24 protein-coding genes and 1 pseudogene are annotated in these 17,886 nt (G+C 62.3%); 8 read left to right on the forward strand and 17 right to left on the reverse strand.

The genetic code is table 11. The features are described 5' to 3' along the window. The first annotated feature begins 16 nt into the window (after positions 1-16). Positions 17-982 carry an MBL fold metallo-hydrolase gene (locus CK228_RS18550; RefSeq protein ID WP_095788772.1) on the forward strand — a complete coding sequence of 322 codons (966 nt, stop codon included), beginning with the start codon at positions 17-19 and terminating at the stop codon, positions 980-982. 679 nt (positions 983-1,661) lie between these two features. Here the strand turns inward: CK228_RS18550 and CK228_RS18555 are convergent. From CK228_RS18555 to CK228_RS18575, 5 genes are all read right to left on the reverse strand, one after another. Continuing rightward, entirely contained in the window at positions 1,662-2,066 is a 405-nt protein-coding gene (locus CK228_RS18555) for a periplasmic heavy metal sensor (protein WP_095788773.1), read from the reverse strand. Next, positions 2,063-2,503: a hypothetical protein gene (locus tag CK228_RS18560; protein WP_095788774.1), complete on the reverse strand. Its 441-nt coding sequence runs from the start codon at positions 2,501-2,503 to the stop codon at positions 2,063-2,065. Before CK228_RS18560 ends, CK228_RS18555 begins: the two co-directional genes overlap by 4 nt. Further along, on the reverse strand, positions 2,500-3,096 hold the full coding sequence (locus tag CK228_RS18565) for a sigma-70 family RNA polymerase sigma factor (protein WP_095774402.1): 597 nt from the start codon (positions 3,094-3,096) through the stop codon (positions 2,500-2,502). Before CK228_RS18565 ends, CK228_RS18560 begins: the two co-directional genes overlap by 4 nt. A gap of 91 nt (positions 3,097-3,187) precedes the next feature. After that, positions 3,188-3,571: a hypothetical protein gene (locus tag CK228_RS18570; protein ID WP_095788775.1), complete on the reverse strand. Its 384-nt coding sequence runs from the start codon at positions 3,569-3,571 to the stop codon at positions 3,188-3,190. A 28-nt stretch (positions 3,572-3,599) separates the two neighbouring features. Next, a complete protein-coding gene (locus tag CK228_RS18575; RefSeq protein WP_095788776.1) occupies positions 3,600-4,034 on the reverse strand; it encodes an EF-hand domain-containing protein in 435 nt (144 codons plus the stop codon). Between the two features lie 233 nt (positions 4,035-4,267). Here CK228_RS18575 and CK228_RS18580 point away from each other — a divergent pair, with 233 nt between their 5' ends. The 4 genes from CK228_RS18580 to CK228_RS18595 all read left to right on the forward strand — a co-directional run bounded on the left by CK228_RS18580 (position 4,268) and on the right by CK228_RS18595 (position 6,455). Next, on the forward strand, positions 4,268-4,690 hold the full coding sequence (locus CK228_RS18580) for an EF-hand domain-containing protein (protein WP_095774399.1): 423 nt from the start codon (positions 4,268-4,270) through the stop codon (positions 4,688-4,690). A 32-nt stretch (positions 4,691-4,722) separates the two neighbouring features. Beyond that, the gene (locus tag CK228_RS18585) at positions 4,723-5,145 is read left to right on the forward strand and encodes a BA14K family protein (protein WP_095774398.1); all 423 of its coding nucleotides are present in this window, start codon (positions 4,723-4,725) and stop codon (positions 5,143-5,145) included. 42 nt (positions 5,146-5,187) lie between these two features. Next, complete coding sequence (locus CK228_RS18590; protein WP_095788777.1) at positions 5,188-5,637, forward strand: VOC family protein; 450 nt, start codon at positions 5,188-5,190, stop codon at positions 5,635-5,637. 362 nt (positions 5,638-5,999) lie between these two features. After that, complete coding sequence (locus CK228_RS18595) at positions 6,000-6,455, forward strand: MucR family transcriptional regulator (protein ID WP_095774396.1); 456 nt, start codon at positions 6,000-6,002, stop codon at positions 6,453-6,455. Between the two features lie 467 nt (positions 6,456-6,922). On the opposite strand, the gene CK228_RS18600 is transcribed toward CK228_RS18595, so the two are convergent. The 12 genes from CK228_RS18600 to CK228_RS18655 all read right to left on the reverse strand — a co-directional run bounded on the left by CK228_RS18600 (position 6,923) and on the right by CK228_RS18655 (position 15,929). Further along, the gene (locus CK228_RS18600; protein WP_095788778.1) at positions 6,923-7,747 is read right to left on the reverse strand and encodes a DUF1445 domain-containing protein; all 825 of its coding nucleotides are present in this window, start codon (positions 7,745-7,747) and stop codon (positions 6,923-6,925) included. 157 nt (positions 7,748-7,904) lie between these two features. After that, positions 7,905-8,720, reverse strand: coding sequence for a type III secretion system export apparatus subunit SctT (sctT, locus tag CK228_RS18605; RefSeq protein WP_095788779.1), 816 nt, complete (start codon positions 8,718-8,720; stop codon positions 7,905-7,907). A 9-nt stretch (positions 8,721-8,729) separates the two neighbouring features. Next, positions 8,730-8,999: a flagellar biosynthetic protein FliQ gene (locus tag CK228_RS18610; RefSeq protein ID WP_095774393.1), complete on the reverse strand. Its 270-nt coding sequence runs from the start codon at positions 8,997-8,999 to the stop codon at positions 8,730-8,732. A gap of 19 nt (positions 9,000-9,018) precedes the next feature. After that, positions 9,019-9,672 carry a type III secretion system export apparatus subunit SctR gene (sctR, locus tag CK228_RS18615; RefSeq protein ID WP_095774392.1) on the reverse strand — a complete coding sequence of 218 codons (654 nt, stop codon included), beginning with the start codon at positions 9,670-9,672 and terminating at the stop codon, positions 9,019-9,021. Continuing rightward, a complete protein-coding gene (gene sctQ, locus CK228_RS18620) occupies positions 9,665-10,639 on the reverse strand; it encodes a type III secretion system cytoplasmic ring protein SctQ (protein ID WP_179295967.1) in 975 nt (324 codons plus the stop codon). Before sctQ ends, sctR begins: the two co-directional genes overlap by 8 nt. A gap of 152 nt (positions 10,640-10,791) precedes the next feature. Then, on the reverse strand, positions 10,792-11,280 hold the full coding sequence (locus CK228_RS18625; RefSeq protein ID WP_095793050.1) for a hypothetical protein: 489 nt from the start codon (positions 11,278-11,280) through the stop codon (positions 10,792-10,794). Continuing rightward, the gene (locus CK228_RS18630; protein WP_095788782.1) at positions 11,267-12,625 is read right to left on the reverse strand and encodes a FliI/YscN family ATPase; all 1,359 of its coding nucleotides are present in this window, start codon (positions 12,623-12,625) and stop codon (positions 11,267-11,269) included. The genes CK228_RS18625 and CK228_RS18630 overlap by 14 nt, the downstream gene beginning before the upstream one ends. Next, complete coding sequence (sctL, locus tag CK228_RS18635) at positions 12,622-13,242, reverse strand: type III secretion system stator protein SctL (RefSeq protein ID WP_095774388.1); 621 nt, start codon at positions 13,240-13,242, stop codon at positions 12,622-12,624. The genes CK228_RS18630 and sctL overlap by 4 nt, the downstream gene beginning before the upstream one ends. A gap of 4 nt (positions 13,243-13,246) precedes the next feature. Then, the gene (locus tag CK228_RS18640; RefSeq protein ID WP_095788783.1) at positions 13,247-13,864 is read right to left on the reverse strand and encodes a SctK family type III secretion system sorting platform protein; all 618 of its coding nucleotides are present in this window, start codon (positions 13,862-13,864) and stop codon (positions 13,247-13,249) included. Beyond that, positions 13,861-14,697 carry a type III secretion inner membrane ring lipoprotein SctJ gene (gene sctJ / locus CK228_RS18645; protein ID WP_095774386.1) on the reverse strand — a complete coding sequence of 279 codons (837 nt, stop codon included), beginning with the start codon at positions 14,695-14,697 and terminating at the stop codon, positions 13,861-13,863. Before sctJ ends, CK228_RS18640 begins: the two co-directional genes overlap by 4 nt. 10 nt (positions 14,698-14,707) lie before the next feature. Continuing rightward, positions 14,708-15,328 carry a hypothetical protein gene (locus CK228_RS18650; protein WP_143750605.1) on the reverse strand — a complete coding sequence of 207 codons (621 nt, stop codon included), beginning with the start codon at positions 15,326-15,328 and terminating at the stop codon, positions 14,708-14,710. A 19-nt stretch (positions 15,329-15,347) separates the two neighbouring features. Beyond that, a complete protein-coding gene (locus CK228_RS18655; RefSeq protein ID WP_245438060.1) occupies positions 15,348-15,929 on the reverse strand; it encodes a type III secretion protein in 582 nt (193 codons plus the stop codon). A 291-nt stretch (positions 15,930-16,220) separates the two neighbouring features. On the opposite strand from CK228_RS18655, the gene CK228_RS18660 reads away from it, so the two are divergent. The 3 genes and pseudogenes from CK228_RS18660 (at position 16,221) to CK228_RS18665 (ending at position 17,873) form a co-directional block, all read left to right on the forward strand. Continuing rightward, entirely contained in the window at positions 16,221-16,943 is a 723-nt protein-coding gene (locus tag CK228_RS18660; protein WP_245438061.1) for a L,D-transpeptidase, read from the forward strand. A gap of 45 nt (positions 16,944-16,988) precedes the next feature. Next, positions 16,989-17,081 (forward strand): annotated as a pseudogene (locus CK228_RS35805) (LysR family transcriptional regulator); the annotation flags it as partial. 111 nt (positions 17,082-17,192) lie between these two features. Further along, entirely contained in the window at positions 17,193-17,873 is a 681-nt protein-coding gene (locus CK228_RS18665) for a substrate-binding domain-containing protein (protein WP_245318217.1), read from the forward strand. Positions 17,874-17,886: the final 13 nt, after the last annotated feature.

Below are 17,886 nucleotides of genomic sequence, written 5' to 3' on the forward strand. Positions count from 1 at the left end.
ACTTCCAGGAGCTGACATGTCTATCTCACGTCGAAACCTTTTCGCCGTCTCTGCCGGCCTCGCTTCGCTCGCCGTTCTCCCCGGCTCCCCTGCCGCTCTTGCCGCAGTTCCCCTTGCCGCAACCCCGGTGCCCGGCGTGATCCGCCGGAAGGTCGGAAAGATCGAGGTGACCGCTCTTCTTGACGGTTATATGGAAATGCCCGCCACCCTATTCAAAGCACCGGAGGAAGAAGCTGCCCGCCTCGCCCGCGAACAATTCCAGCCGCCCTCGCCGCGCTTGAGCCCGGTCAACGCCTATCTAATCAACCTGGGCGACCGCCTTGTGCTGATCGACACAGGGGCAGCTGATCTCTTCGGTCCAACGCTCGGAAAGGTGTCGCAAGCACTTGCCGCGGTCGGGGTCAAACCCGAGCAGATTGATGCGGTCCTGCTCACCCATATGCATCCGGATCACGTTGGCGGCGCCATCGATCCGCATGGGAAGGCCGTGTATTCAAACGCGGAGCTGATTGTTTCGGGAGCTGACTTTCGCTACTGGCACGACGATGGCGCTCTTGGCCAGGCTCCAGCAGCATTCAAGCCATTTTTCTCTGGAGCTCGCGCCGTCGCCAAAGCTTACCAAAAGCGTCTGACACAGTTTTCCGATGAAACCGAGGTATTCGGCGAGCTAAGGACCGTGCCGCTCCCCGGCCATACACCCGGCCACACCGGCGTTATGGTCCGTTCCGGAGACGATGCCCTCTTCATTTGGGCCGATATTGTACACCATGCCGCATTTCAGTTCGCCCATCCCGAATGGGGTCCTGCCTTTGACGTTGATGGAAACCAAGCTGCAGCGTCCCGCAAGCGCGCGTTTGACCAGGCAGCTTACGATCGCATCCTTCTAGCGGGGATGCACATGCCGTTTCCCGGTTTTGGCCACATCGCTTCCGAAAATGGCAGCTACCGTTTCGTGGCCGCCGAATGGCCGTACGCGCTGTAGCTGCAACCCAAGTTGGACGGATCGCTGGCGAAATCTACGCGAGTTCTGGCGGATTCTACGCGAGTTCCATCCGCCAGACCGCTAACATTGCGCCTCGCCTGGCACGTTGAGGTTAGCTGTCATTGTCGAAGCCACGGACTGAGGCACGAGAACCTACCCGTCAGACGAGTCAGCGGTCAGGATTGTTTCGAAGAAGCAGCCCGGGAAGCTATTTCGCTGCGACGGCGGCAATGTCGTCGACGGCCAGACTGCCGACGCGATGCGTCATGGCGCTAGGTGAGGCGTCTAGTCTAGTCTCTGCTGGGGGCGTCCGGCTTGCAGAAACAGTAAAAAGGGGGCTGGCCTGGCGTCGGTTGCTGCTGCGACTTTCGGCCCATTTCAGATACTTGACCCGATTCATCGAGCGGCCTCCGTCGCGCGTCCGTTCCCTTTTTGGATGAACCAACCATGTGCGCGGTGTACGACGCGCGACTAACCCGCCTTTAAAGGTGCATAAACGAGCAGCCCGCCGCCGCCGAACGCAATCCAGGCAAGATCGCGGCGTCGCACCGCGCGCAGGCCGGCGACCAGCTCTCGCCAGAGCAATATCAGGACAAGCCTGTCGTGCAGCATCGGTCCGTCAGCATGTTTCCGATGTTGAAATAGGTCACGGCAACTGTGCCGCGAGTGCGGCGACCGCTCATCCGCCGCCGGCCGGCTTCGCATTGACGTTCTTCATGGCGGCAAGCAGATAATCCTGGACCGTTGCCTGAAGATTGGTCGTGGCGGCGCGCACCGCGACCATCGCCTGCCTGACCGCCGCTTCGTCGAAGGGTCGGGCCTGCTCGGCCGCCGCAAGGTCGGCGCGCGCCGCGCGCAGCTGCCGCAGCGCTTCGAACGTGCGGGCGCGGTTGTCGCGCATGACCGCACGGAACTCCTTGCGCACCTCAGGTGAATAGGCGCCCGCGACCTCCGCCAGCAGCCCGCGCGCAACGGCCGCCTGGCGCAGGCCATGCGTGGCATAGCCAATGAAGAAGAAGTTGAGGGCAAGCGACAGCGCGAGCACAACCAGCACGGCCGCCCAGGTCCATGAGCGCCTGGTCATAGCGGATCCCCCTCGCCCGGATCGGCCGTGATCGCCGACCCTCCGTCATCTGCAAGCCTGGCGCCCGCAGCGAGCGCCAGAAGTTCGGAATCCTGGGACTGGTCCTGAAAGCGCGCCACCTGGTAGCCGGCGATTGTCGCAGTGACAAGCAAGGCGGCGGCGCAAGCGGCGAGGCCCGTCGGCGCAAAGAGGAAGCGCGGCACCAGCGAAGGACGCGCCGCGCCGCGATCGATGCGCGCCATCACCTTGCGCGCCAAAGCGCGGTCGTCGCTCTCGACCAGCGCGGCCTGCCGCACGAGCCTGTCGAGCGCCGCGTCGGCGCCGGCATCGCCTTCCAGCGCCATGAATGCCAGGGCCGGGCCTTTCAAGGACGCCGGCCAGGCGTCGATGTCGTCGCCGAAGCGGCGCCGGTTGTTCTCGAATTCCTCGCGTGTCATGAGGACTTCCTTTCGCGGCCCCCGGCCGCATCTGCCAAATGATCCCTGAGCGCGCGGCGTCCGCGCACGAGCAACTGCTCGACCGAGCCCGCGCTGGCGCCCATCACCTCGGCTATCGCCGCGATGTCAAGCTCGCCCACCGCCCGCAGAAGCAGCGCCATCCGCTGGCGCTCCGGCAGGCGCGACAGGCCATCGCGCACGATCGCCAGCTCCTGCCTTGCCGCCGTCGCGGTCTCGGCATTCGCTTCCAGCGCGGCCGGCTCCTCGCCGATGTCGTCCAGGCCGAAGAAATTGCGCAGCGCGCGGCGCCGGCGCTGGTCGATGCACCGGTTGGCCGTGATCCGGTAGAGCCATGTCGAGGCGCGCGCCCTGCCGGGATCGAAGCGCGCGGCCTGTTTCCAGACGGTCACGAACACCTCCTGCACCACGTCCTCGGCATCGGCCGCATGGCCGAGATAACGCGTGGCGAATGTCCGCAGCCCACGGCCGTGACGGGCCATGAGCGCGGACAAAGCCGCCTGGCTGCCCGCGGCGATGCGGGCCAGAAGCTCCTCGTCGCCATTGGAGGCTTCATCCCGCACGGCGGCGGGCACCGGTCGAGGAGCCCCCGGCGGCGAGGGAGAAATCTGCGACGATCCGGCTCGGGAGAAGAACGAATTCCGACGTCAAGTCCACCACCAGATATCAGCGGCGCCAACGGCGGAAGCCGTGAACCGTGTTGCCGTTCGGGCCCGTGAAGCTGCCGACAGAACGGCCGCCAAACGGTCCGGCCGCGCTGTAGCGCTGACCTGAAACGGTCTTGCCGTTCGGCCCGGTGGCAGAATAGCTCCTGGAGCAGCGGTCAACAACGCCGGCCTTGCAGGTTGAATTGGACGTGTAGGTGCCGCCGTTCGGTCCGGTGCGCGTGGTCGAGCCGGTGTAGATATTGCCGTCCCGGTCGACGCTGCGGCTTAGTTCGCCGCCATGCGCGGTCTTGCGCGTCCACTCCTCGGCGGAGGCCGGGGAAGCGGCCGACCAGACGACCATTGCGCCAAGGCAAAGCAGCGGAAGTTTGAGTCTTGAAAGCATGTCATTTCCTTTCTGGCAGGCAGGTTGGTCAGTTGGCGTGAGCAGCCACGATCTTGCGGATCGCCGCGATCTCGTCGGCGGAGAGCCTGCCGTCGCCATTGCGGTCGGCGAGATCGAAGAGCGGCGTGCTGGCCTGGAACTCGCTCTCGGTGACCTTGCCGTCGCCATTCCTGTCCATGCGCCGCCAGCGATTGCCGAGGCGGGCCTCGGCTGCCAGGGCGCGGTCATCGATGGCCTGGCGGGCGGTCTCGATCTCGTTCTCGTCGATGACGCCGTCGCCATTGCGGTCGAGCCTTTTGAAGGGACGTCCGCGGGCGGCGAGCATCTCGTCCTTCGAGATCGCGCCGTCGCCATTGGTGTCGAGGCGCTGGAGGATGCGCTGGCCGGGCATGTCCTGCGCCGCGGCGGCGCAGATCGGCGTGAGGCCTAGAAGCAGGCCCGCAAGGATCGCTGAGCATTTCATGGGTGGTTCCTTTCGATTGTGACGTCGCGGGGGAGCGACTGTCGGCCAATACGCAGCCCGGTTCGTGCTCCTACGCCGACGTCCGGATTTTTTTGGCGGCCGCCATACCGCGGTGCCCCGTGCATCGACCTTCCGAAAAATTCGAAGACGGCGCGTAGGAGCCGGCGAACTCTTGCGTAGGAGACGCTGCAAGGACGGTCCGCGGCGGGCCGTCGATTTCAGCGGAGACCCAGATGACCAAGATCGTGACCGCCTTTGCGGGGCTGCTTCTGTGCGGCTGCAGCGCATTCGCAGCCGACCAAGGCGCCAGGGAGGCGTTCCGGCGCATCGACACCAATGGCGACCGAAAGCTCGAATTCAGCGAGATCCAGGCAGCGCGGGCGCTGATGTTCGACCGGCTGGACGCCAACCACAATGGCGTGCTCGACCCCGACGAGGTGCAGGCGGCCATGGCACAGGTCAAGGCGAAGCGCGACGTGCAGGCCGCACGGTTCACGGGGCTGCAGGCCGAGGCGGGGCGCATGGACCGCAACGGCGACGGCAAAATCTCGCGCGACGAATTCACGGCCGCCATTCCCGACCGGCTGCTGCAGGCAGACACCGACGGCGACGGCGCGCTTTCGATTTCCGAACTGCGGGCGCTGAAGCGCCCGTGATCCATGCCAAACCAAATCAGAGGAGACTATCGATGAAGAGAATGATCACTGCTTTCTGCGGCCTGATGCTCGGCGCCGTGATCTTGGCCTCGCCGGCCGAGGCCATGCCGCTTGCGGCGCCGGCAGTTCCGGCGTCCGTGACCAGCCAGGCAACGCCGGTCTGGTACCGGCGCGGTTTCTACGTTGTCGGCGGCGCCTATTACTACAATGGTTACCGGGGTTATTGGCGTGTACGGCCCGGCTACCGCTACTACAATGGCTACTGGTTCCCGGCCGCCGCCTTCGCGGCCGGCGTGGCGGCCGCCACGGTAGCGCCACCCCCGCCCCCCGCGGCGCGCCTGGCGGCCGCCCATGTGCGCTGGTGCTTTGACCACTACCGCTCCTACCGCGCCTGGGATAACAGCTACCAGCCCTATGACGGCCCTCTACAGCAATGCCGGTCGCCCTATAATTGAAACGCGGCGCTGCCGTCATCGACCCCGGAAGGAGGCTCGCCCATGCAGAACCGCTCCATGCCTGCCAATACGGTCATACCGGTGCTTGCCTACCCAGATGTGGAAGCGGCGAGTCGTTGGCTCTGCGAAGCCTTCGGATTCGAATTGCGGCTGACGATCGGCAATCATCGCGTCCAGCTCGGCTTCGGCGACGGGGGCGTCGTGGTCACGACCCTGAAGAGCGGCGGATCCGCGCTGTCGCCCGGCGACGAGAGATTCTCGGTGATGGTGCGTGTCGAGGATGTCGATGCGCACCACCGCCGCGCGATGCGCCGCGGCGCCATGGCGCTGACCGCGCCGACGAGCTACCCCTATGGCGAACGGCAATATCCCTGCCGCGATCTCGCCGGCCACGCCTGGACTTTCTCGCAGACGATCGCCGATGTCGCGCCCGAGGAATGGGGCGGCAGAACCGAGCGTCACGTCTCAACGGATTCAGACGACACGCTTTAAGCGTTGTTTTGACGTATGCCGCTGCCTGCATGGGCGCAAAGCTGTCGTTGGGAATACTTAGGCGCTCGTGCTGACGCGCGCTATCAGCAAGGCACACGTGCCAGAGGTCGACACCTCTTATCTGAAAATCGAATCTACTGACCCACCTTGTCCATAAGCAAATGCAACTCGGGCTGCGGCGCGATCCAGAAAGTTCGAAAAGCTTCCAAGAACTCCAGGCGAATTGGATGCGCTCTGTGGCTTGGTCTCCGTGACATCCATCTAACAGTATCCGCTGGTGGAATTTCTCTCGGCATCGCTCAAAATTGCGGTATACGACAGATGCGTGGGGCGAGCTTTATCCCTATCGTAGGAGCTGATACTTGAGCGATCAAAACGAAGCCCAAACGGCCGATCTCGTCGGGCTGACTGCAGACATTGTCTCTGCCTATGTAAGCCAAAATCCACTACCCGTTGCTGCGTTGTCAGATCTCATCGCGTCGATCCATTCGTCACTGACAGGCCTTGGCCAGCCGAATGTGGCCGAGCTGCCGAAACAGGAGCCAGCCATCAATCCGAAACGGTCGGTAGCGCCGGACTACATCATCTGCCTCGAAGACGGGAAGAAATTCAAATCGCTAAAACGGCATCTCTCGGTACACTACGGACTCTCTCCGGATGAATATCGCGAGAAATGGGGATTGAAGCAGGATTACCCTATGGTTGCGCCGAATTACGCGGCTCAAAGATCAACACTTGCGAAGGCGGCGGGGCTAGGACGCAAACCGCAGCCGGTCTCTGCTAAAAAAGTCCCTGCCAAGCGCAAGTCCAGGGCCTAGTAGAGACAAGCTTCTGGAGCGTCCCACCTTGGGCGCTCTGGTTTTTCGACCAAAACGACCCACCGGCGACGTGCCGGGGGCGCACCACCTTATACCAGGCGCTCTTCGACGTTTAAATTCTCGACTGAGCATCGCCGATAGTAGAAGAGTGCTTCCTCGATAGTGGGTCTCGGAATGTAGCGGTCTACCGACTCGAACCCCAGAATTCGTATTGCTCAAGTTCGCATAGCTGCGGATAGAGACATCGAACTTCCATCATAAGCGAACGCAATTCACCTGGAGGCGCAAGGCAGAAAGTTCGAAAAGCTTCCAGGAACCCCCAAATTGCAGAACCGCTTTTGGGGTCGCAAGCGGACTGACGGGTTCGGGGCTAGACCTGAAAAGCCGACGGATGCTCCCAACATGTCTCGGTCGTCAACTTCCGAACATGAGGACAACGGTATCGCTGGATGCCAGAACCGCTGCTATCACACCTTGAAAGTGCCCGCATCCGCTTTGGCGTCGACGTCGGTAATCAACATATGCCCTGGCGATACCGTGATCGAGATCGCGAGTTCGGCGCGAGCAAGTGCATCTTGCGCGGTCAGGCTGCTGGCCCAGAACACTGGGACCTCCCCTTCCAGGATTTCGACCGCATCGCCCCAATCGGGAGCGGTCAGATCTCTTACTCCGATAATCGATGGATCTCCGACATGGATGGGAGAACCGTGGGCAAGCGGGAAGCGTGCGGTGAGGGCGCGAACCTTGTCGACATCGCAGCGTCTCATGGGACGCATGGACACGACCATCTCGCCACCAAAAGGTCCCGCGCCGCGCGTCATGATCTTGGTCCGAAACTTTGGGAGGGCTTTGCCGTGGCCGATGCTGCGGAGCTTGACGCCCTTTTCCACGAGGGCCGCTTCGACGGTAAGCGCACTGCCGAGCGCGAAGGCGGCAAAATCGTCCCGCCAAAGGTCGATGATATCTGTCCTCTGACGGATCACCTCCCCAAAGTGATAGATATTGTATTGCGGAGCATCGGTGCGGATATCGATATCGCCTAGCGCTGGAAGCAATGGGCTGCCGGCGCGGCTTACCGCGACCAAGGGGCAGGCTTTAGGGTTGCGGACGCAAAACTGATGGAAATCGCTTGCAAAGCGACGGGGCACAATCACGACGTTGGCTTGAAGCTTGCCTCTTGCAAGCCCTCCTGTGCGCCCTTCATATTCGCCCGTCCTGACCAGTGTCCGCAGTTTGTCTGCATCGACTAGCCGCAAATTGTCATAGAACAATGAAGTGACTTGGCGAGGCATGGTTTCCGAAAATACGCACGTTTCAGGAAAGAGTGTAGGATCATGGCGACCTAGCGGATTGTCAAATCAACAGAATCTTTCCTCGTCGATAAATTGTATTTATTGCTTAGATGGCAAAGTCTAAGTTATTAGCAGTTTTGCATAGACATACTGACTCTCACTGACAATCGCGGCAGCCGATCGCTTCGATCTGCCGGCCCGCTTCGTGCAGAAAGGCGAGATCGCGATTCATGTAAGAGAGAAGGAAAGCCGCGTAGAGGACGAAGACGAGGCTGAAGACCAATGTCTTGACGACCAGCGAAAGCGCAAAAACATTCAGGTGCGGTGAGGCACGCGCCAGGAAGGCCAGCACAATATCAGACAAGAGCATGCTGATGATGAGCGGGAAAACGAGGGTCAGCGCCATCACCAGGATGCGGTTCATGAGATCGAGAAAGATTCCAGCCGCGTCCTTGCTGAACACAGGCAGAAGATGATCGATCGGCCAAAGACCATAGCTGTCGTAGAGGCCTGTCAGCGAAAGCTGCAGGCCGCCGGCTGCAAGGTAGATCGTGACCATGATGATGGCGAGCAAGGTGCCCGTGGCCCCTGTCTCATGGGTCATCATCGGATCGATCAGCGCACCCATCGAGGAGCCGCGCTGCAGATCCAGTATATCGCCCGCCGCTTCCGCCGCCCAGAACGGTATGCCCATCGCCAGCCCGAGTGTCACCCCGACCACGACCTCCTTGAGCATGTACAGCACGATCATCGTCATCGGCAGATCGGTGGTCGTCAGCTTGCTCACGATCATCGGAAAGACCGGAACCGCCAGCGCCAACGCAACACCATTGCGCAGAAGTCCTGACAGGGGCACACGCGAAAAAAGCGGCATGAGCAGCATGAACCCGGTCATGCGCGCGAGCGCGAAAGCACCTGCCAGAAGATAGAACTGGAGCTCTTTGACCGAGGTGAAGAGCGGTTCGACCGGCATCCTCGTATCTCAGCGGGTGACGATGGGAAACTCGTCCAGCGCGGTCGACGCCTGTTGCGCAATCTGCTGCGCGAGCAATGGACCAAAGACGATGATAACCAGAAGGATGACGACGAGCTTTATCGTCTGCGGCAGCGACTGATCTTGAATCTGTGTCAGTGCCTGGGCAAGGCCGACGAGCACGCCGACGGCCAGTGCCGCGACGATGGCCGGGCTGGAGGCCAGCAAAACCGTGAGAAGCGCGCCTTGGACCTTCGCCAGAATAAAATCATTGCTCATGCGAAAACCCCCGGCGGCGTCATGAGTAGCTCAGGATGAGGCCATGCATCAGCCGCGACCAGCCGTCTATCGCGACGAAAAGGAACAGTTTCAGCGGGATCGAAATCAGGACCGGCGAAACCATGATCATGCCGAGCGTCATCAGCACGTTCGCAACGACGATATCGATGATCAGGAAAGGCAGATAAAGTAGGAAGCCGATCTCGAAGGCACGGGTAAGCTCGGATGCGACAAAGGCAGGGACAAGGATTGACAGGTCGTCGTCCTTGAGGTTTTGCCGCGCCTGTTCCGGCCAAAGGCGGTTCGTTCCGTCGAGAAAGAATTGCCGCTCCTGCGGCTGGGTGAACTTCATGAGGTGGCGCTGCAACGGCTCCCTGACGAGTTGTGCTGCCCTGGCAAGGTCATCCGTCGTCTGGAACTGCACCTGCCCTTCCTGAAGCCGGCTCGACATTTCGCTCAGCAATGGCGTGGTGACATAGACCGTCAGCACGAGCGCTATGCCATAGAGCACCAGATTGGGCGGCATCTGCTGAACGCCGAGCGCGTTGCGGATGAGGAACAGCACGACCGATATCTTCAGGAAGCCCGTCATCGTGACGACTGCCAGAGGCAGCAACCCAACCACACCGACGGCGATAAGGATTCCAAGCAGGTTGGGCGAGTTATCAAGCATTGTCGAACATGCGCAGGACCCGCACGCCCAGGCTTTCTCCGATCCGCGCGATCTCGCCGCGGCCGACACGCCTGCCATTGGCAAGGATGTCGACAGTCGCCTCGGTTACCTCGACGAGCGGAATGATGGCGCCGGGCGCAAGCTGCCTTACTTCTCCAAGAGGCATTGCCGTGCGGCCGACCTCGAAGGCAAGGACGACCGGCAATTCGTCCAAAGTCGATTCTTCCAAGGTGTCCGGCGGCGGCGTATTCTGGTTCATGGCCCACTCCCAGTTCGATCCAGTGATTGCGGTCGGCGCGGCAAGCAATTGCGGGCCGCCGGCGGTCAGGCCCACCGGCGCGAAAAGGCGCTCGGCAATGATGAGCGTCGCCACGCCCTCTTCCGCCGTGTCGTCGAACAGCACCACATCGTCAGTCTGCAGGCTTTGAAGCTCGCCAATGGTGATCGCAAGCGGACCGCGCCAAAGACGGACCGACAGCGGAAATTCGGCCGGGATCGGCGGCCTGGTTTTGCCGAGCTCGTCGAGAAGGCGGCCGATCCGTACCGGCAGACCGGTGTCATTCGTCGTCAGGACGCAGCCTATGGTGTCATCCTTGTCGGTCAGGGCGAAAGCGAATGGAGTTTCCCCCGAAACGGCATCTGCCGGTGCCAGCGAGGTGATCGCGATCTTCTCGCCCAGTCTGGCCTCGATATATTCGAGATCGTCTTCGAACGTGGCCTCCAACAGGAGCGCGGCGTGGGCCGGCGCAAGCCGTTTCATATCGACCGCCCCGTCGACCCTGGCGAGACCTCGCTCGACAACAGAAAGCGGCAGGCGCAATTGCCCGGCCATGTCCCCGACAGTGAAGCCAACAGCGCATAGCGGCTGGTTCGCGGAATTCAGCCCCGGCCAGGCGGCCGCGATCGCCATGGCCTTCCCGGCAATCGTGATCTGCGCGGCAGTGCGGCGACGGTAGAAGGCGTTCAACGCCCCGACATCCGCGGTCGCTACGGTTACTAAAGTCAGTGGCTCTCCGCTGCTCGACTGTGCCGCCGCGCGTTTCGCCGGTTTTGCCCGCGCTTTCGTTCTTGCCGGCGCGAAGTCTTGAGGCATCACATCCATATCAATCACGGATTGGGCTATCGTTCTGTGGACAAGCGCGGCTGGCCGCGCTCCTCTTCCTCGGAAAGCTCGGCGAGGGCCTGGCGGCGACGCGCGTTGCGTTTGGCCAATTGCTCCGACAGCCTGTCCAGCTTGGTCACAGCCTTGATGCTCGCACGGTGGTCGTTGCGGGCTGCCGACAGCTCGACTTTCCGTCGCTTCTCGACGACGCCGGCCATTTTCTCGCCTTCCCGCAACTGCCCGGTTTTCCTGGCGGCGACCTCGAACCGTCCCTGCAGCCGGTGGAGGCTGGCGGCATTCACCGGCTGCCCGACCAGCGCATCGAAGGCCGCATCCTCGGCGTTAGCAGTGCGCAGGAGGTGTTCCGTGACGGCCGCGGCCGCCTCCTGAACTTCCCTCGCGGCCTGGTTGGCGGCGGCGCGCCTTATGATCACCTCTTCCTGTGCGCGCTCCTGGCGGCGGCGTCTGAGGTCGCGCAGTCGAGCGATCATGTCAGGCTCCTTCATTGACGATCTCCCGCATGCGCTGGCGTGTCCCGTCGATGGTCTCATATGTTGCGGACGGCTGGCGCAGGAAGGCGTTGATGGCATCGATCTTCGCTACCGCCTCGTCCGCCACGGCATCGTTGCCCTTTTCGTACTCGCCGACGCGCAGGAGCAGTTCGATGTCGGCATAGCGGGCGAGCAGTTCGCGCAAGCGGCCGGCGTCAGCCCGATGTGCCGGCGGCACGACGGCATCCATCAGGCGGCTTCGGCTGCGCAGGACGTCGATGGCGGGAAAATGGTTGCGTTGCGCAAGCTCGTTCGACAGGAAGACGTGGCCGTCGAGCAGCGCCTGGATTTCCTCGGCGACCGGATCCAGCGTGCCGTCGCCTTCCAGGAGAACGCTGTAGAGGCTTGTGATGGACCCGACTCGACCGGGGCCCGAGCGCTCGAGCAGACGCGGCAGGACCGCAAACAGCGAAGACGGGAAACCACGGCGCGTCGGCGGCTCGCCCGAGGCCAGGCCGATCTCGCGCTGCGCACGCGCAAACCGCGTTATGTTGTCCATCGCAAGCAGCACATGCTTGCCCTGGTCCCGAAAAAATTCGGCTATGGTTGTCGCCACATAGGCGGCCTTGACACGCTCGATGGCGGGCCGGTCCGAAGTTGCGACGACGACGATCGCCCGCTCGCGCCCTTCCGATCCAAGCTGGTGTTCGAGGAATTCACGCACCTCGCGCCCGCGCTCGCCAACCAGGGCGACCACGGCGACATCGGCGTCGGTGCCGCTGACGATATCGGAAAGCAGGATGGACTTGCCGACGCCTGGCTCGCCGAAGATACCGACGCGCTGCCCGCGTGCGCAGGTGAGCAGCCCGTCGAGGGCGCGGATTCCGAGCTGGATCGGCTCGGAAATCAGACTGCGCTCCAGCGGGGATGGCGGATAGGCATTGACCGGATAGCTGCCGACAATGCCGTCCGGCGAAAGCGGCTTGCCATCCAAAGGTTCGCCGAACGCGCTGATCACCCGGCCCAGAAGGCCGGGGCCGACGGGCACCAGCTGGTCCTTCCCGGTCGCAACGACTTCGGTTAGGCTTGAAAGCCCGGTCAGATCGCCCAGTGGAACAAGGACCGCCATCTCATCCATGAGGCCTACGACTTCCGCCTTGGTCGTCCGGCCGGTTCTGGGGTCGACCAGCTCGCATATCTCACCGATCCTGGCTTCTTCGACGGTCGCATGAATGACCGTTCCGGTGACCCGCCGGACACGTCCTTTGCGGGGACGGCTCGAATCGTCGCGAAGGCCAGAACGGAGGTTTGGAATGATGGACGCCAGACGGCTTTCGATATCGATGGCGGGACCTGTCATGCCGGCGCCTCGGCCCTTGACCGGATTGCGGCGGCGACGGCATCGAGCTGGGCGTCGATGCTGGCGTCAATGACGGCGATATCGGTCGAGAGGATGCAGGCCGCCGGCGCCAGCGCATCATCCGCATCGATTTCAACCATCATACCCAGATCGCTGTTGCGCAAGACCGTGTCCAGCTCCTCGCGGACCCGGTCCACGGAAGCGGGATGGACACGGATTTTCAGATATCTGGCACGGCGAATTTCGGTCACGGCCTGTCCAGCAGCCCTGGCGACAAGCGTGCCGACGTCGAACTCCCCCAGAATTCGCCTGACGACCTCGAGGGCGAGCCCGGTGACTTCGGCTTCGAGCCCGCCCAGATAGCGATCCACCTTGACTGCCGTTTCGCTTATCAGCCGGCTGGCATCCGCGTCGCCTTGCGCCTTGCCGTCCTCATAACCCTGAGCGTATTCGGCTGCGTAGGCGCGCCGGGCGGCTTCGCGCATTTGCTGGGCATCACGCCTCGCGGCATCGAGAAATGCATATCCATCCTGCCAGGCCCGCGCTTCAGCGGCGCGCAGGATGCGGGCATAGGGGCGCCTTGGTATCTCAACGGTCGCGGTGTCCGCTTCGGCCATCGCGCTAACCCATCGCTCGCCGCACAATTGCCGGACCGGCCTCGATGAACGGCTTGGCGGTCCGGTCGACGAATTCGTGCGGCATGAGCTTGATGCGGACGCGCGCGCCTGTCTCGCCGGGCATCGCCTGGCACCATCCGCCAAGGCAGCTCAAACCATCGGCATAGACACGACCGCGGATATCCTCAAGCGGGTGCAACGGCCGCGTTGGACCGGCCAGATCGCGATTGGCAACCGCAAAAGTGCAGAGATCCGCGCCCAGCGCAGTCTGCAACGCATCGGCTTCGCGCCCGTCAATGGCGGCGGCAAGATTGCCGGCCCAGTAGATCGCACCCGAGCGAAGAGCTAGGTCCTCCAATTCCTCGCCCGACGACAAGGCAATCGCCCGATCCACGTCGTCCGACGGTTCATCGGTCGCGCAAGAGAGCCGGTAGTGATCGAGCAGAAGCTTCGACAACCGCTCATGCAGGCGTTGCGACTGCAACATGCGCTGGCACGCAGCTTCGCTGATCGCATCGTCAAAGCATTCGGCGAGTCGGGCCGCGTCCGCATAGGATGCGAGGCTAGAGATGAAGGCCTGCCATTCCGGGCTGGCCGCTTGCTCCGAGCCGGCCCCGGTCATGCCTTCCTCGCGGGGATTGCGGAAGCTTCAAGGGCGTAGACATTAGGCCGTCGGTACCACTGCAGGTACGCCAACCGGGCGGCCAGCGCGAGTATCGCGGCCGCCATGCCGTAGAACAGCCACATCGCCGCCGCCACGCTGTCCGGATGCAGCCAGAGACCAAGGAAAGTTATGAACCCTGGCTCGGATTCCTGCTCCGGGGCGGTCGCGGCGACCGAAATGAGCGTGACGGAGACATTGTCGTAGGTCAGCCCGGCGATGCCCTTGGCCACCAGCATCTTGACCTGCGGGATCAGCTCGTTCATCGGCACCGATGCGCGATGCCTGATGAATACCGACGCGGACGACGGCACCAACTGCTGCCTCAGCGGATCATTCTCGGGCAGGACCAGGTGAACCCGCGCGGAAAGCACGCCGTCGATTTCGGAGATTGTCTGCGACAGCTCCTGGCTCAGGCCATAGATCATCGTTGCCCGCTCTTCCACCGGCGAGGATACGAGCCCGCCTCTCTTGAATACGTCGCCGAGCGTCTGGAATTCCTGTTTGGGTAGACCGCTTTCGTCGAGAAGGGCCATTGCCTCGGCAAAGCGGCCCTTCTGCACCGAAACCGTCATCTTGCCGTCCTTGCCGGCCTCGCGCTGGGCCAAAATCCCGTGACGCATTAGCGTGGCCACGATTTCGTTGGCCTGCCGCTGATCGAGGTTGGAATAGAGTTCCACCGAACACGCCTGGAGCATCAGCATGCCGGCGACGACAAGCGCCACGCGGCACCGTGCGGCACATCGATTGAACAGCGCCGACCGTCGCGACTGGAACAATTCGGGCACGAGCATTCCGCGGCGCCTACTGTTGCTTGATCAACGTGCTGGTGGACGACGTCACGGCCTTCACGCTGCTGGTCACGACTTCCAGATTGGCTGCTGCCCACATCACCGAAATGGATCGCTCGAGCAGGTGCTGGGCATTCTTTGTCGGCGCACTTTCGGCTTCCTTGCCTGCCGCGGCGGCATCCGGCGTGGCGGCGGTTTCGGCTTGCGCCGGGATGTTCGCCTTGCCAAGGGCCTTTTGGACCTGCTGCATGGTTCCTTCCAGCGACTGGACAGCGGAGCCGAACAAGGCCGAGGGATCCGTGGCCGGGCCCCCTCCGGTCTTTTCCACCTCGGCCAGATAGTCGAAGAGTTTGCGCTCAACGATCGGCTCCGTCCTTCCCGGTTTTGAGGACTGTCCAGCCGTTGCCGGACTGGCGCCGGACGATGCCTGTGCCACCTGCTGACCCGCACGTGTGGCGACATCACCGCGCTCAGGCGTGTTGACCTTCGCTGCGTCGTGCTTTTCCTGCTTGGCTCCGACCATTCCGTCGCCAGGCTGCGCTGCAGCGCCGGCGGTGATCTGCTGTTGTGAGCTTATGCTGGTGGTCAAGTTTGCAAGCGTAGCTTCCAGAGCTCCAATCGGCGCGATTTGCATGGACCTGCCCTCCTCTTTCCTAGTTCGGTTGGGCGGAGGGGACATTATACACCTCCGCCTGCGTTCCGCGGAAAACGCGGACCGAAACAACTTTGCCCGACTCTTGCTTGGTGCCCGTCGCCGCAGGAACTCCGAGCGTTTTCCTGACCAGTTCGATGTAGGAGGGCGGCCCCGACACCGAGACGATGTCATCTTGCCTGGAGACCTTGGTCGGAAACCTCGGATCGATGACGCCCAGCCGCGAAAGCCGATCTTCCGCGCCGGCGGCCGTGTTGGCATCGAGCGGGATCAGTTCGGTCTGGATTTCAGCTTCGGTGGCGACGTTCATGACGATACCGTCGAAATGCCAGACCAGACCGTATCGATTGCAAATATCTTCCAGAAATTCGCGCGCCGTTCCAACTTGCATACCGGCGCTCAAACGTCCCTTAACGAGCTTGCTGACGCGCATCGGCACCCGCATGTTGCGGCCAAGCTCGGCGAGCGCATCCGTCACCGACTGGTCGATGGTGATATATTTGTAGGGGCCCGCGGGCCAGCGCGGCTCGGCGGCGTTCGCCTGCGAAGCAGCAAGCGTGAACAGCAGGATCACACCAGCCATGAAGGCAGCGTTGGCTCCCGATAACCGGTCCACGAGGCAGGTAACGCGACCCGTCAAAATTGATCCTATCACGGACGCGCGGAGCTAGCCCGCGTCGCCCGTCTCATGGGTTACCCGCCAATTTCACCCTATCGCGTGCGTTGCTAAAATGGAAGTCCAATTGGATTGAACTCACGTAGTTAGTTCCAAATGTTGCGGTCAGTGAGCAAAGCGATATGGTGCGGGCTGGAATCGGGCAGCGAAGGCTCGCGGTCGCCGGTTTGTTGCTCGGATTTGAAGGGATCAGCCCAGGTGGCGGCACGCAAGAACCTGCTCTTGAGCCTGAATGGTCCGACCGGCATTGCTTGGCAATGGCCCCTGATCGGGGAGCGGCTCGGCAAGGGCTTGGGTGAATCGGTTCTGGTCGCTGCCACGTTGACTGCCGCGATGGCGCCGGCGCAAGGTCAATCGAACAGCGGCTACGACCCGAGAAGCTGGAGCTACGATCAAGCCCGAAATGTGCTTGTCTCGCCATCCGCCCCCGGCCAGGCCTCGGATGGCGAAATACGGCCGGCATGGTCGGCAATACCGAGGGAGATCGTCGATTTCGCTGAGACGCAACCGAAGGGATCAATCGTGATCAACACCAGGGAGCGGCGCCTCTATTACATATTGGGAAACGGCAAGGCGCTGCGATATGCGGTCGGCGTCGGCAAGGAGGGTCTGGAATGGTCCGGTCGCGACACGATTTCGAGCAAGAAGGACTGGCCGGATTGGCGACCACCGGCCGACATGCGGTTCAGGGAAGCATCGAAGGGCCATTTGCTGCCGGCGCGCGTCGCAGGAGGACCGAACAACCCGCTGGGCGCACGCGCGCTCTACATCGGCAACACGCTTTATCGCGTTCATGGCACCAATCAGCCATGGACCGTCGGGCAGGCCAATTCCTCCGGTTGCATTCGAATGACCAATGAAGACGTTATCGATCTATATGACCGAGTGAAGATCGGCGCCCAGATTATTGTCCGGCATTGAATCGTGATCCCTTTCAACATCAAGCAGCTTGAAACCTTTCTCCTGGTGGCGACTTTCGGAAGCTTCCGAAAGGCTGCGGAACGCTTGAACACAACGCAGCCGGCGGTATCGACCCGGATAGCCAGTCTGGAAGAAGCGCTCGGCGCCAAGCTGTTCGAAAGGCAGAGCAGCACCGTAAGGCTGACCGCCGAGGGACAAAGGCTGCTGCCGCCGGCGCAGCGGGTCCTGCGTGTCGCCGAACGGCTGCAATTGACCGCAAGCTCCCTTTCGGAAACAGCGGGCGTGCTCAGGCTCGGGGTTGCCGAGACCATCGTGCACACCTGGCTGGCGGATTTCCTTAAGGAATTGCAGGCGAACTATCCGCTCGTCGATACCGACATCGTCGTCGACACGACGACGACGCTGCGCAATGAGCTCATGTCCCACCGGCTTGATCTTGCGGTGCTGATGGGCCCCATTCAGGAATACAGCATCGAGAATATGGAGCTGCCCTCCTTTCCGCTCGTATGGGTCTGCTCGCCGTCCTTGAAATTGCCCAATCGAGGCAAGCTGACGCTAAGCGACCTGATGCAATTTCCGATTATCAGCTATGCGCGCACGACGAGACCCTACAGCGAACTTTACCGCAAGCTGACCGGCGAGCTTGAAGCGACGCCGCGTATCTTTCCGGCCAATTCGCTGGCCGCCTCCATCACGATGACGCTGAACGGGATCGGTATCGCCTCCCTCCCCAGGGAAGTCGTTCAGGATCATACTGCCAGCGGCTCGCTGCGCATCGTCGATTGCGAATGGCATCCCTCCGACCTGCGGTTCACCGCTTCATACTCCTCCGAACCGTCCAATCCGATAGCGGAGCGTGCGGCAAAGCTGGCCGGCTGCATCGCACATGCATTCGCCGCAAGAATCGGCAAGGCCCAACCTGCCGATTAGAACCCGCGCCGTC

The organism is Mesorhizobium sp. WSM4312 (assembly GCF_002294875.1).
In the GTDB taxonomy this organism is placed as follows: domain Bacteria; phylum Pseudomonadota; class Alphaproteobacteria; order Rhizobiales; family Rhizobiaceae; genus Mesorhizobium.

Coding starts and splice junctions, on each gene's coding strand:
- sctT (WP_095788779.1), bottom strand. CDS start 8,720: ATGCCGGTCGAACCGCTCTTCACCTCGGTCAAAGAGCTCCAGTTCTAT.
- CK228_RS18585 (WP_095774398.1), top strand. CDS start 4,723: ATGAAGAGAATGATCACTGCTTTCTGCGGCCTGATGCTCGGCGCCGTG.
- CK228_RS18610 (WP_095774393.1), bottom strand. CDS start 8,999: ATGAGCAATGATTTTATTCTGGCGAAGGTCCAAGGCGCGCTTCTCACG.
- CK228_RS18640 (WP_095788783.1), bottom strand. CDS start 13,864: ATGACCGGGGCCGGCTCGGAGCAAGCGGCCAGCCCGGAATGGCAGGCC.
- CK228_RS18630 (WP_095788782.1), bottom strand. CDS start 12,625: ATGACAGGTCCCGCCATCGATATCGAAAGCCGTCTGGCGTCCATCATT.
- CK228_RS18600 (WP_095788778.1), bottom strand. CDS start 7,747: ATGCCTCGCCAAGTCACTTCATTGTTCTATGACAATTTGCGGCTAGTC.
- sctR (WP_095774392.1), bottom strand. CDS start 9,672: ATGCTTGATAACTCGCCCAACCTGCTTGGAATCCTTATCGCCGTCGGT.
- CK228_RS18575 (WP_095788776.1), bottom strand. CDS start 4,034: ATGAAATGCTCAGCGATCCTTGCGGGCCTGCTTCTAGGCCTCACGCCG.
- CK228_RS18580 (WP_095774399.1), top strand. CDS start 4,268: ATGACCAAGATCGTGACCGCCTTTGCGGGGCTGCTTCTGTGCGGCTGC.
- CK228_RS18655 (WP_245438060.1), bottom strand. CDS start 15,929: ATGGCTGGTGTGATCCTGCTGTTCACGCTTGCTGCTTCGCAGGCGAAC.
- CK228_RS18550 (WP_095788772.1), top strand. CDS start 17: ATGTCTATCTCACGTCGAAACCTTTTCGCCGTCTCTGCCGGCCTCGCT.
- sctL (WP_095774388.1), bottom strand. CDS start 13,242: ATGGCCGAAGCGGACACCGCGACCGTTGAGATACCAAGGCGCCCCTAT.
- CK228_RS18650 (WP_143750605.1), bottom strand. CDS start 15,328: ATGCAAATCGCGCCGATTGGAGCTCTGGAAGCTACGCTTGCAAACTTG.
- CK228_RS18625 (WP_095793050.1), bottom strand. CDS start 11,280: ATGAAGGAGCCTGACATGATCGCTCGACTGCGCGACCTCAGACGCCGC.
- CK228_RS18560 (WP_095788774.1), bottom strand. CDS start 2,503: ATGACACGCGAGGAATTCGAGAACAACCGGCGCCGCTTCGGCGACGAC.
- CK228_RS18570 (WP_095788775.1), bottom strand. CDS start 3,571: ATGCTTTCAAGACTCAAACTTCCGCTGCTTTGCCTTGGCGCAATGGTC.
- sctJ (WP_095774386.1), bottom strand. CDS start 14,697: ATGCTCGTGCCCGAATTGTTCCAGTCGCGACGGTCGGCGCTGTTCAAT.
- CK228_RS18555 (WP_095788773.1), bottom strand. CDS start 2,066: ATGACCAGGCGCTCATGGACCTGGGCGGCCGTGCTGGTTGTGCTCGCG.
- CK228_RS18590 (WP_095788777.1), top strand. CDS start 5,188: ATGCAGAACCGCTCCATGCCTGCCAATACGGTCATACCGGTGCTTGCC.